The organism is Anaerolinea thermophila (assembly GCF_020723905.1).
In the GTDB taxonomy this organism is placed as follows: domain Bacteria; phylum Chloroflexota; class Anaerolineae; order Anaerolineales; family Anaerolineaceae; genus Anaerolinea; species Anaerolinea thermophila_A.
In genome coordinates this window covers 457,834-470,877 of sequence record NZ_DYHZ01000001.1, presented here as the reverse complement: position 1 = coordinate 470,877, position 13,044 = coordinate 457,834, and the positions used below count along the sequence as shown (strand labels likewise).

At 54.8% G+C, this 13,044-nt stretch carries 8 protein-coding genes; 4 read left to right on the top strand and 4 right to left on the bottom strand.

Annotation, left to right across the window (positions count from 1 at the left end):
• The first annotated feature begins 1 nt into the window (after position 1).
• Positions 2 to 1,000, top strand: coding sequence for a hypothetical protein (locus LHF31_RS01930; protein WP_298004165.1), 999 nt, complete (start codon positions 2 to 4; stop codon positions 998 to 1,000).
• Positions 1,001 to 1,027: 27 nt separating this feature from the next.
• Here the strand turns inward: LHF31_RS01930 and LHF31_RS01925 are convergent, their stop codons facing one another.
• The 3 genes from LHF31_RS01925 to LHF31_RS01915 form a co-directional block, all read right to left on the bottom strand.
• Positions 1,028 to 1,909: a carbohydrate ABC transporter permease gene (locus LHF31_RS01925; protein WP_298004166.1), complete on the bottom strand. Its 882-nt coding sequence runs from the start codon at positions 1,907 to 1,909 to the stop codon at positions 1,028 to 1,030.
• Between the two features lie 14 nt (positions 1,910 to 1,923).
• On the bottom strand, positions 1,924 to 2,814 hold the full coding sequence (locus LHF31_RS01920) for a sugar ABC transporter permease (RefSeq protein WP_298004168.1): 891 nt from the start codon (positions 2,812 to 2,814) through the stop codon (positions 1,924 to 1,926).
• A 156-nt stretch (positions 2,815 to 2,970) separates the two neighbouring features.
• Positions 2,971 to 4,680: an extracellular solute-binding protein gene (locus tag LHF31_RS01915; RefSeq protein WP_298004171.1), complete on the bottom strand. Its 1,710-nt coding sequence runs from the start codon at positions 4,678 to 4,680 to the stop codon at positions 2,971 to 2,973.
• A 400-nt stretch (positions 4,681 to 5,080) separates the two neighbouring features.
• Between LHF31_RS01915 and LHF31_RS01910 the strand changes: the two genes are divergently transcribed.
• Together LHF31_RS01910 and LHF31_RS01905 are read left to right on the top strand one after the other, a co-directional pair.
• Positions 5,081 to 7,756 (top strand): hypothetical protein, encoded by a 2,676-nt coding sequence (locus LHF31_RS01910; RefSeq protein WP_298004173.1) that lies wholly within the window; start codon positions 5,081 to 5,083, stop codon positions 7,754 to 7,756.
• Positions 7,753 to 8,379: a hypothetical protein gene (locus tag LHF31_RS01905; protein ID WP_298004176.1), complete on the top strand. Its 627-nt coding sequence runs from the start codon at positions 7,753 to 7,755 to the stop codon at positions 8,377 to 8,379. The genes LHF31_RS01910 and LHF31_RS01905 overlap by 4 nt, the downstream gene beginning before the upstream one ends.
• On the opposite strand, the gene LHF31_RS01900 is transcribed toward LHF31_RS01905, so the two are convergent.
• Positions 8,376 to 10,619, bottom strand: coding sequence for a hypothetical protein (locus LHF31_RS01900; protein WP_303773314.1), 2,244 nt, complete (start codon positions 10,617 to 10,619; stop codon positions 8,376 to 8,378). The genes LHF31_RS01905 and LHF31_RS01900 overlap by 4 nt on opposite strands.
• Before the next feature lie 66 nt (positions 10,620 to 10,685).
• Between LHF31_RS01900 and LHF31_RS01895 the strand changes: the two genes are divergently transcribed.
• Complete coding sequence (locus LHF31_RS01895) at positions 10,686 to 13,037, top strand: alpha/beta fold hydrolase (protein ID WP_303773312.1); 2,352 nt, start codon at positions 10,686 to 10,688, stop codon at positions 13,035 to 13,037.
• Positions 13,038 to 13,044 lie beyond the last annotated feature (7 nt).

Sequence of the window (13,044 nt, the reverse complement as noted above, 5' to 3'; positions counted from 1 at the left end):
GATGTCTCATATTCAACAAATTCACGTGAACGGCATCAGCATCGGGATTGAAGAAGCGGAAGAGTTGCGTTTCCCCAGCGCCGCGGATTGCAACAGCCCTTGCTGGTGGAAGGACAATCGACTGCATGTGTTGACCTCAACCGGGCATCCGGTGCTCTCTGCCGGCAGGGACCTGTATCATCTGGAGCGCATTGGTGAAATTACGTACACGGCGTTTCGAGATGGAGGGCGCTGGATTGAGTCGGTCTTCCCGGATGGGGATGGCACTCTGTACGGCTGGTATCACAATGAACCGGCTCATTTAATCGGAGAGGAGTATCAAAAAGGACGGCAGTTCCCCCTCACCGCGCCGATGATTGGGGCGGTGGTTTCCCATGATAATGGGAAAACCTGGGATGATTTGGGCATTGTTCTTAATGGAGGACCGGAGACACTCAATCTGGAGAATCACAATTACTGGTTTGCCGGTGGAAACGGCGATTTCAGCGTTATCCTGGACCGCCAGCAGGGGTACTTTTACTTTCTTTTCGGAACGTATTACCGCGATGTGACTCAGCAGGGCATTTCCATTGCCCGGATGCGCTTTGAGGACCGGACCTGCCCTGTGGGGCGCGTGTATAAGTGGTATGAGGGAGACTGGAGCCAGCCTGGACTGCTTGGAAAGGTCACGCCGGTGATTCCAGTGCATGCCGACTGGTACAGCGCCAACCCCGATACCTTCTGGGGACCTTCCGTCCACTGGAATCGTGTTCTTCAACAGTACGTCATTCTGATGAATCGAGCCATTGACCCCCGTTGGGCACAGGATGGCATTTACATCAGTTTTACCCCGGACCTGAGCCAGCCGCACCGCTGGACGCCCCCGGTTAAAATTCTGGACGAGAAAGGCTGGTATCCGCAGGTGATCGGTTTAGAAAACGGCGATACCGACCGCGAGGCAGGCGCTTCAGCGCGCCTGTTCATCCACGGAATCTCGCGCTATATTCTCCACTTTGGGTAAAAAATTCCCCTGCGGGGGCAGCGAGGTTTATTCCTTGACTGCCCCCAGCATGATCCCCTTCACAAAGTACCGTTGCAGGAAGGGGTAGATGATCAGAATCGGGATCATTGCCACGAATAATTTTGCCGCATTGAGGGTGGCATTGGATAGTTTTACCATCAACTGCGCCTGACCGCCGTGAAGAATGGGACGGTCGGCGATCACCAGTTGCTGAATGTAGGTCTGAAGCGGATAATTGTCCGGGTTGTTCATTAAAATCAACCCATCGAAGAAAGAGTTCCAGTGCCCGACGATGGAGAACAGGGTAATGGTTGCCAGCGCCGGAAGAGAAGTTGGCAGGTAAATATGCCAGAGCAGTTGCCACGGACTGGCGCCATCAATTCGGGCGGCTTCATCCAGTTCTTTGGGAATATTGCGAAAGAAGTTCATCAAAATGATGACATTCCAGATGGGGACAGCCCCTGGTAAAACCAGCGCCCAGATGGTATCAATGAGTTTGTACTGGGCAATGGTCAGATACCACGGCACGATGCCCACATTCAAGATCATGCCAAACACAAACATCCAGATGAAGATATTGCGTCCAGGGAAGGCTTTTTCACTTCGGGAGAGGGGGAACGCCGTCAGCACTGCCAGCGTAAAGTTCAGTAAGCCGCCCAGCACCACGCGCAAAACGGAAATTCCAAAAGCACGCCAGAATTTCATATCTTGAAGAATGTACTCGTAAGCCGTTAAGTTGAATCCTACCGGGGTCAGTTTGACCATCCCTGCACTGACAGCGGCGCGCTCACTGAGTGAAATAGCCAGGGTGTTGATAAGAGGAAGCAATGTGGAAATGCCCAGTGTCAGCAGGAAGAGGGCGATTAATCCGTCAATGAGGCGGTCCTGTAATCTTTTTGAGGTAATCATAAGCGTTCCCCTTGCTAAAAGATGCGGTAGTTGGCGAACTTGCCCGCAATCCAGTAAGAAATGCCAATTAAAATGAGCGAGACAACCGTTTTCAATAACCCCACGGCTGTGCCGATACTGTACTGTCCCTGAATCAGCCCTACTCGATAGACGTAGGTGTCCAGGATATCGCCGGTAGAGTACACAATCGGACTGTACAGATTGAAAATCTGATCAAAACCAGCGTTAAGGATGTTGCCAAGGCTGAGGCTGGCGACCAGCACAATGGTGGGCAGGATGCCGGGAACGGAGATGTACCACATCTTTTGAAAGCGGTTGGCACCGTCCAGTTCGGCGACCTCATAAAGGGTGGGGTCAATGGCGGTCAGCGCTGCGAGGTACAGGATGGCTTCAAAACCAAATTCCTTCCAGACATCGGAAAGGATGATCACCCACGGGAAGACATCTGGTCTGCCCAGAAAATAGACGGGTCCAATGCCGAAGAGACCCAAGAAGTCGTTCAGCAGTCCATTGCGTGCCAGAATGGTGCGCAAAATTCCTGCCAGAATCACCCATGAGAGAAAGTGCGGCAGGTAAACCATGGTTTGTACAGCCCGTTTGACGCGCAGGAAACGTAAATCATTTAAGAGCAGGGCAAAGGTTATCGCTGCCAGTTCCAGCAGGATGATTTTCATCACCGCGATGAAGACAGTGTTGAAAAACACCTGCTGCGCATCGCGGACGCGGAAGATGTAGAGAAAATTCTCCAAACCCACCCATGGGGAATTCTGGATACCCAGCGCCGGATTGAATTTTTGGAAGGCAATGACCGAATAAAACAGGGGCACAAAGGTAAAGGCGATCAACAAGACCAGACCCGGCAGAATCATCACGTAGTAACTGAGACGGTCCGAATATTTCTGCATATCTTTGCCTTAAGAGCAGGACGTTAAAGAGAAGCCGATTTCATTAATCATAGTGGAATTTTTTAGAAAGGAAGAGTGGAGCGCTTCTCCACAGGTTTTATTTGTTGAACGGCTCCACTCTTCACCAATCCATGTGCGCAGATTGTGGTTTGAGGCTTACTGATTCATTTTATCCAGTAATGCCTGCCCGCCGCTCTTATACCAGTCCTCTACGAACTTGTCGAAGTCATCCAGCGGACGAGCGCCAGTCATGATTTGAAGGAAGGTTTCCTCTTCCATCTTCTTCAGCGAGGGCCAGTTGGGATCGTTCGCCAGTACGCGCGCGGCTACCGGGTCGGTGCGCACCTCGTTGTATCCCTGCGCCAGCAGTAAAGCGGCATCCAGGCGCGCCATGCGGGTTGCCCAGTTGGATGGATTACTGCGCGGTGCCGCTACGTCGGCTTTGATTTGTTCGAATTCGAGTTTCATGGCATCGCCAAAGGTGCTGGGATCGAGCGTCCCATCCAGTGCGGCTTTATACTCCCGCCCCATGCGTTCCACTACGTAAGGTTGTTCGATGAGGAAGGGAATGGGGAACAACAGCCCCCAGATTTCGTTGAAGTTGGGGTAGTACTGCGGAGCATTGTTCAATCCATAACTCAGGTCGTTCTGGACATTTAAAATCTTGAGGGCAACTTCAGGGTGGGGGTAGCCTTTGCGCACCACAACGAAACTGTAGGTGTAATCGCCCATCGAGAAGGTGTACTGACCGTTCTTGTCCTGAATCAGGTAAGGCTGCCAGTCGGCGTTGGGGTCGTTGGTGACCGAGTCTACCAGGGGCCACCAGGGGATCCACCAGGGTCCCATCATGATGCCGGCTTTTCCGCTGACGACGATTTCATTGGACTTTCCACCGTCTTTGGTGGCAAATTCGGGATCAATAATGCCCTCTTTGTACCACCGGGCGATGAGCGCCAGCGCTTCTTTGACCTCTGGCTGAACGGATCCGTAGATAATCTTGCCTTCACTATTGCGGTAGAAAAGTTCCGGGAAAGCACCGTAAGCATTGAAGAAGGCATCGAAGCCGTGCAGGTTGCTGGGCACGTTGATGGGGTTCATCGTGCCGGTCAAGCCGTACGTATCGGCGACGCCGTTACCGTCCGGGTCCTGCTCAATGAAGGCGCGGGCAATTTTTTCAATGTCCTCTACGGTTTTGGGCGGTTGCAGTCCCAGTTTATCCAGCCAGTCCTTGCGCACGAATGCCATGATGGGGGCGTCTGCCTGTGGCTGGACATTGGGAATGCCCATGATTTTGCCATTAATCGTGGCGGCTTGCAGAGCTACGCCTTTGGTCTGTGCGTAGTTCTCCAGAATGTCTTTGTTAGCGTATTTTTCAATGTAGGGGGTGAGATCTTCAATGGCATCGGCTTCGGTCAATTGTTGTAACTGCACAGCATCCACGATCATCACATCGGGAATGTCCTGGCTGGCAATTGCCAGATTGAGTTTATCCAGATAGGCATCGCTGGTCACCACCCACTTGAACACGACGTCAATGTTCAGGGTGTCTTCAATGTATTTCAGTGCCCGGTTGTTTTCAATGGTCTCTCCAGCGGGTAAGGTGCCAGCGCTTTCCTGTCCGCCCTTCACCACCGAAACAGTAATGCGCTCATCATAAGGGCGATAGGGATCGGTATTGCGCCATTCCCCCCACTGATATTCCGGGGTGCTGGTCGGGGCTTCAGCCTGGGGTTGCGCTTCGGTGGGCTGGGGTGGTTCTGCAGGTGGCTGGGTTGCGGTGGGCGTTGCCGGTGTTCCGCAAGCCGTCAAGAGCAGCGAGAAAACCACCAGCATCCACAGGGTTTTAATGATCCATTTTTTTGACATGTTTCTCCTCCTCAAAATCAAATTTCAGGGAAAATAAATTTGTACGGGGAAAATCTCATAGAACGACCAGGATTTATGTGAAAAACTCAATAAACCTCCTCCTTTGAAAAAAATGGAAAAAAGGCTGAAGGGAGTGGTTGTCATTTGTCGAAAGCCTTTGGACAACTGTCTTAAGTATATAAAGGGAGAAATAAAAAGTCAACTCTGTTGCCAGAATGGTGTGACAGGCGGGAAATGTTTTTAAGACGAAAGGCATAATCGCCCGGAAACCCTTTACCGGGCAGGATAAAAACACTTCCTTTTTCCGGTTCCGGCGCTGCGGAGCCCAAAACTCTGATGGTAAAGGCTTATACCAGTTTTATTAAATCGAGTATCATAATAAACATATCAGGGAAAACTTATGGATGTGGCCCTTTTGGTTTCCATTTTGATTGGTCTGGCGTTGTTCCTGCTGGCAGCGCTCGGAACCGTGTTGTTTCTCTATCTGAAATGGACGCGTGAGGTAGATGAGACGGTTTCGATCATAGAAACGTACCTTAACGAAGTGAATGAGCGGGTACGGGGTGTTGTGCTGGCGATTCAGGAATACACCCCCATTCAACGCCAGCCGTATATTGGCACCGTACAGGAATTGATGGAACGCATGCAGAAAGCGGACCTGCAAAGGCGGGATGTGGAGAACATCCTCAACACCCTCTACGACCGTCTGAACACCATTCCCGGTACGCCCTTTCAGCAACTGCTCCGCGCCTTTCCAGAGGCTCAGGAAAACCATGTCCTGGCAAAGCAGTTGCGCGGCGCCCAAAACAACCTGGAAACCTCTCTGAAAGATTGCGAACGTCTGGTGGATCGCTTGCGCCGGTTGCCCGAACAAATTCATAAGCGGGTCTTTCAGGCGGCAAGCAAGATGGATGAATTCCAGAGTTTACTCGGCAAGTTAAAAGAAGCAGGCGTTCAGGGGGAGAACGTCCTTCGAGCCGAGGATGCTCTTGAGCAACTGCTCAATCTACGCCAGCAATTGCCCGCAGAATTGCTTGCCCCTGCTCCTCCCGAGGATCGTGTGGAAATCCGCGAGGCAGTCACCATGGCGTACGCGCGTTTGGAGCACATTGAGCCCGTGCTGGACGAATGGCTCCCGCGAGTGCGGGCATGGTGGCAGGACTATCAGCGCGCGCTGGATGCGTACGAGAATTTACGCAACCGCGCCAGGCATTTCCGCACTGTCCTGGAGACTCCTCCTCCCAGTCTGATCATCAACGAATTTATTGAAGTCCTGGATCAGGTTCGGCAGCAGGCAAAGGATCTGAATCAACGCCTGTCGCAACCGCAGGTTGATGATCTGAGTGCCATTGCCCGCGATGCCGAACAACTGGATCAGAAAATTATCCAGGCGGCAGAGCGGTACGATCGCGCTACCAGAGCCCTTACCGAACTGGATCGGGTACTGCTGGAGATTGAGACTCTGCATCAGCAGGCTCAGGAACTCATGGAAAAGAGCGAACAGCGGAAGGTGTACCCCATCCAGTGGCAGGCAAGTCGCCCTCTGTGGGAAAAACACTCCGAACAAATGGAAACGCTGGGCAATCGGGAGCGCCGCCGCACACCCGACGAGATTGATCAGGCGCTAGTGAAGGGAGCAAAACTCCGCGAGGAAACTGCCCGCCTGCTGGAAGGGATTCAGGACAGCGTCAGCACGCACACTGAATTGATTAAACTGCTTCAGCACCCCCATCTGGCAGAGGGAAGAACCTATCTTGCCTCGGTTCAGCCCATCATCGAGGCAATCCGCACCTTCGATCCGGTCAACTGGCGGAAAGAGGAACGCTTTAACGAACTGGATGGAGAGTATAAGGAAATCAGCCGCCTGCAGGCACAGGTGGTACCTGCTGATGTTTCTGCGCCTCTTCCGGAGACGATTTTAAAAACCCGTTTGCAGGAAGCCCAGACGTTGAAATCTCTCCATGAGAAGTTGCGTCCCCGATTCCAGCAAGCCAAAGCCCGGCTCGATGAACTCCGCGAGAAACAGAATAGCGCTCAGGAAGACCTGAACCGTGCGCTCAAAACCATTGACCATCTCATCCTGCTCCTGAACGATCAGCCTTTCCTGCGCGATCTGGCATCCTCAGAATTGAAACGCCTCAGTACCGAGATTCCACTCAAGCAGGTGGAATTGAACCAGCCCTCACATGGCGCGGTAGAGAAGAAGGTTTCTCAGGCGCAGGTCTTGTTGGATGAATTCAACCGATCTCTGATCCTCTGGCTGGAAAAACTGAATCAGGAGGTCACCACGCAGGCAGGACGTCTGGAGAAGATGCTCGCTCAACTGGATGAGGTGGCAAAAATTCAGGACCGCGCCGTGCAGGATGCGCGTACGCTGGCGGGGCGTCTGAGCGCTCCCCCTTCGTTCAACCCCGCCGGGATGGGGTTCAGCGAACTGGCAGGGGAACTAAAACGCCGCAGTAATGAGTGGCAGGCGGTAACGGCATCGGCGCAGGCGCTGGAAAACTTATCCAGAGATGTGCTTTCCTCCCATCAGGAAGTCCAGCAGGGGCTTAAAGCCGTGCAGGAACTGCTCCAGCAGGCCGGCAGGCGGGCATCGGGCAGGCGTACCTGGCCTCCCCACCGTCAGTCGTTTGCAGAACTGGTTTCTCAATATCACAACCTGTTGAACCGCCATCAGGCTCTGCGCGAGCGCACCTGTTCTCCCACAGAAGCGGTAAAACTGCTGGGAGATATTACGCGGGAACTGGACCGGCTGGAGCAACAACTGGAGCAAGCCCTTCGAGAGGCTGATCGTGAAGAACAGGAAGTCATTCAACGGGAGCGCGAGGTTGAAGATCTGACCCGTCGGTGGGAGGGTCTTGAAGCGCGCTTTGGTATGGGGAATTCCACCTCTCAAGATATCCAGGCCATGTTGAGGCAGGCAAAGAACCGGGTAGAATTTATCCGTCAGCAGTATCAGCGAGGCTCGCTGGATTATGATACCATCCTCCGCGATCTGGATACGCTCATCCGGGAATTGCGCAGTGCTGTGTTTACCACTGAGGATGGAAGGCAGGTGACTTTAGAAGGATGAACACCCTCAAGCCCGCATTTTCGCTCGAGATTAACCTGATTCGCGTCTTTCTGGTGCTGGCATCCCTGCTGGGATTTGCCAGCCAGACGGTTTTCTGGACCATTGTTGCCGTGGTGATGGATGGTCTGGTCTTGCTCAGTCTGTATGCCGATTTGATCTGGGTGGATGTGTTGCCCGATGGCTTGCGCCTGCGCCGCTGGATCGGTAAAGAAAATTCCATGTCATGGGATGAGGTGGAAGAAATTCAGTTTAACGATCTGGAGATTCGCCTGGTGGGTAAAGGGCGAAAACACCGCCTGACCTTCCCAACCCAGATGCGCGGGCTGGATGTGCTGTTGCGCGATCTGCTCAAACGTTTCCCTGCGGCGATGTGGCGTCCTGCCTCGATGACGCAACCCGTTCGCCTGGAGGGGTACACCCTGATTTTTTCCGAGGGGATGTCTCGCCAGCGCCACCCGCTGACTGCCGTGCGTGGGCTGGACTTGCAGGAAGAGTACAGTTTCTGGTCGGGGGTGAAGTTCCGTTCCCGTGTGCGCCTTTCAGGCAATCAGGAACGCACCTTCAACGGCATACAGGTTTTCATTCTCCTGTTCAACTGGATGCGCAGGGAGACCACCGCCTAAAGCAGGCGGATTTGCTCGGCTTGTTCAAAGAAAGGCGGATCGGCATCCAGCAGGTTTTCCCATTCCTGCAGGGTGAGACCGGATCGTTCGTACAGATTGCGCACATGCCGAAACTTGAGCAAATGCCAGCCCCGCATGGCTTCTGCCAGACGCGGGTCGCGCTTTAACTTCAGGCGTAGCAGGCGGGCGCGGCTGCCGGGGAAGACCATCACAGATTGACGGGCAGGCGCGGCAGGCGTGGCAAGGGCATACCGGCTTACCATCGAGGAAGCCAGCAGGTAGAACAGATACACCGCCCCGTACTCGCGGGGTGTCCATATCAGCGGATTATCCCCACTCACACGGAATCCCAGGCGCGTACCCAGTTCGGTCAGCATGTGGAAAATTTCGTTCAGGTCGGCGCGGCGGTTGCGGGGTTGTTCTGCCGGAGAAAGTTGCCAGTGACCGCGCGCATCGGCTATTTCCTCCCCGTAGGATTCCAGAACGGCGCCAATCCACTCTGAAGAGGGGGTTTGCTCACCGGGAAATTCCTGAAACAGCAGGTTTTCCAGGTCAAATCGGGAAATGCCCGGATGCTGCAACAGGGTGCGGACAATGGTTTGCTCCACCCGGTCGGCGAGGGGCAGGGGCAGGTCTTCTGGTGGTGTTGCCAGATACCACAGACTGCGTTCTTCGTCCTGTGCCGATCCGGCGTAGCGTTTAAAGGTGTGGGGTTGAGAAATTGCCTTGCTGAATTGATTCTGCAGCGCTGTGATGGCGTCTGAGGGCGGCGGCTTTCCTTCGGGGAAAAGGACCCCGGACTGAGTGGCGCGGGCAATTCCGGCGGTGTATGCCATCAGGTACGAAATCGGCTCGGCGCGTGCCGCCATGCAGGCTTCTATTCCTTCGACAAACAGGGTTTCTGGCTTGAACAGCGAGCGTTCGGAAAGGGGCTGTCCCCGTTTCCACAGCATGTGTCCCGCTTCGCTTTCGTCCTGCAGCGCCCATCCCTGAAGCATAAACCCGCTGGCAGACATGGCAGAGATCACCGCTGCCAGGAAACCGGGCACGGTTTCGGTGAGCAATCCGGCTACCGGCGTCTCTTCAGGAAGGGAACGGCAGAGAGGAGAAAGCACGTGATAAAGCGCTGAGGTGTGCCAGTTCCAGTCGAAGCGTTTTCGCGCCAGTGCCGCATGGAGCGATTGAGCCGCTTCACGTCCCCACAACCACCCCGACCACAGGGCTGAGAGCGTCCAGAAAGCCTGGTTGGGGCGGGGAAAGACGGTGAGTACGGTGCGGGGAGTCAGAGACCCGGGCAAAGGCAGCAGGGTGCGGATCGAATCTGTGTACAGGCAAATACCCCCGTTTTCTGGCGGGAGATGCGGGTAGCGGGCAAAGGCTACCGGTGTTTGCGCCTGCATCCATGTGGAGATGGCTTCTTCCATCACCTGCCACAGGTTGTGCTCCCGGAACTGGGCGGGCATGCTCAACTGACGCGGGCGCGCCAGTCCGCCGGGATGATGCCAGAGCGCGCTGGCGGCATCGCAGGCGCTGATAAGCAGGGCGTACAGGAGCCGGCGCCGTGATTCGCTGATGGTCAGCCCTTCGGTTTTGTTGATCAGGGTGGTCAGGGCGTACAGGGGGCGCGGCAGGAACATCTCCAGCGCGGCGTGGACAGCCTCATAATGAGTGTCATGGGGTTCTGCCACCCGGGCAATGGCGCGGGCGCGCGCCAGCGCATCGCTCCCCGGCAGGCGCAGGGCTTGCAGGTCGTGGGCTTCAAGGGGAAACTCCCCCTCCATGCCGCAATGGGGACAGGAAAGGATGCGCATGGCAGGTTGACTGGCGCCGCGGCTCCAGACATATCCGCGTGCGGGAATCTCTGCGCCGCAGGAAGGACACAGAGTGCGGTAAAGCCTGAGGAGATGCCGTTCCAGACGTTCATCGGCGGTGCGTGCCGCTCCCAGAGACGCCAGAGCGGCTTTCCATTCTCCCTCTTCGGGTGCCTGCGACAGCACCTCCACCATGGAGGCAATGATGGGGTTTCGGGTGCAAAACAACACCCGGAATCCGGCACGTGCCGCTTCCAGCGCCAGCCATGGAGAAGCCCCGAAAGGATCGAGAATCCAATCCCCGGGGTGAGCAAGCCGGGAGAGCCATTCTTCTGCCATGCCTTCCGGCAGTGGAGGCAGGAAACGCCCTAACGGCAAATGAGGCGGTTCGCCTTTTCCCGGTACAAAGCAGAGGGAATTATTACTCATACCTGATCTCAGTCTCTCTTTATCTCTCAGTATAATAAAATATCTTGAGAATCAAAGAGGAGGGTGATGAATACGCTTCTCAACCAACCTTTCTTCAATGAAGCCCGCCAGGGACGGGATCACTGGACGTTTTACTGGATTACTCTGGGATTGGCGTTTGTATTCATGGTGGTGTTTACCCTCATCCTTTACGTGCCAGTCCTGCTGATCAATCCATCCGCCGCTGTGAATCTGATGGATCTACCCGCCCCCGTCTTACTCACGGTAACCATGCTGCCGTTCTCTGGGGTAATTCTGGCAATCTGGCTGGCGTTGCGTTTCCTGCATCGTCGTCCTTTTAAGAGCCTGATTGCCCCTGCCGGGCGTTTCCGCTGGCGTTTGTTTCTGACCTCGGCTTTCTTCTGGCTGGTGCTGTGCGGATTCATGGACGGAGTACTGGCGCTCTTGCAACCCGGCAATTACCGCTGGACGTTTGAACCAGGAGCCTTTTTCACTTTCCTGCCCTTTGCGATTGTCCTCACCCCCATTCAAATTGCCGCAGAAGAATTGCTCTTCCGCGGGTATCTCATGCAGGGGATTGGGGTGCGTGCGCGTTCGGTGTGGTTGCCTTTGCTTATTCCGGCAGTGTTTTTCACCATACTGCATTTGAGCAATCCGGAAGTATCTGAGTACGGCGCCGACTGGACGGTTCCCATGTATTTCATCATGGGAATTTTGCTGGGCTGGGTCACCCTGCGCTCCGGCGGTCTGGAACTGGCGTTGGGGTGGCATCTGGCAAATAACTGGTATGCCGGCATTTTCGTGACCTTTCCATCCAGTGCCATTCCTACCCCGGCGCTGTTCACCATTCAGCAGTATGATGCCCGGGTGGGGTTGATTGGCTTGATCGTCATCAGCGTGATATATCTTCTCGTGCTGGAAGCAGTGAACCGGCGGATGCTGGGCAATCTGATTCTTGCCGGGATGATTTTCCTTTCCGGATGTTCCGGTATGCCGGCGCGTTCTCCCATGGTGTCTACCCCCACAGTGCCTTTACAGGATTGCTCCCTGCAGTCAGAAGTTGTGCCCATTATTCAACAGGCAAAGTGCGCCGATCTGCGGGTACCGGAGAATCCTTCCAATCCGGGTGGAAAGCAGATTCCTCTCCATGTGGCGGTCGTCAAAGCCAGAAGCACCAATCCTGACCCAGACCCGATTTTTTTGCTGGCGGGCGGTCCCGGACAGGCTTCTACCACCGCTTTTGTAGCCATGTTGACCTCTCTGGAACGCTTAAACCTCAAGCGGGATCTGGTTCTGGTCGATCAACGCGGGACGGGTTCTTCGGCTCCGTTGTCCTGTCCGTCTGATGAACAACTACCCGACCTCTGGAATCGCGGCGATGTGCTGGATCTCGATAAAGCGCAGGAAGAGATGCAAACCTCACTGCGAGAATGCACTCAGCAGTGGGATGCCGACCTGCGCTTTTACAACACCACTGTTTCGGCAATGGATCTGGAAATCGTCCGCCAGAAACTGGGCTATGACCGGATCAACCTGCTGGGAGTGTCCTATGGCACACGGCTGGCACAGGAGTATGCCCGCCTGTACCCTCAACAGGTGCGCACGATGATTCTGGACGGGGTTGTCCCACCAGACTGGGTGCTGGGAGAGACGGTCAGGCGGGATGCCCAGCAGTCGCTGGAACGGATTTTTGAACGCTGTGCGCAGGAGGAAGCCTGTCGTCAGGCTTTCCCCGACCTGCGGGGTGATTTCCAGAAGGTCATGGAGTCTCTGCAGCGCAATCCGGTTGAGGTTGTTATTCCCCATCCCAGCACAGGAAAAGATCAGAAGGTTATCCTCAATCGAATCACGGTGGCTTCGCTGATTCGCATGATCAGTTACCAGTCGCAGTTCACTATTTTGATGCCGTGGATGATTCACTCCGCTGCGCAGGGAGATTACCGTCCGATGGCGGCGCAGGCAGTGTATCTGCTGAGTCAGGATCAGGGAGTAGAGGAGGGCTTTTTCTATACCGTTATCTGTCAGGAAGATGTCCCTTTCATCCGTGCAGAGGGTGAACAGGGAGAGTATTATTTTCAGGATGTGCTTCCCCTCTGGCGCACTGCCTGCCAGATACTGGATATCCCCCCGCAGGAAGCATTTCGACAACCTTATCCCACTTTGGATATCCCTGTCTTGCTGATTTCGGGAGAAGCGGACCCCGTGACCCCGCCCGCTAACGGGGAGCAGGCGGCAAAGTTCTTTCCCCAATCTCTGCATGTGGTGTTCCCAAAGGAGGGTCACGGGAATTTTACTTCCACCTGTGGATTGAGCCTGACCCGTCAGGTGATTGAGAAAGGGAGCATCGAAGCCGTAGATACTGCCTGCCTGGAGCGGCATGCCGTCATGCCTTTCTTCCTTTCACAGATTGAACTGTAGCCGTAAA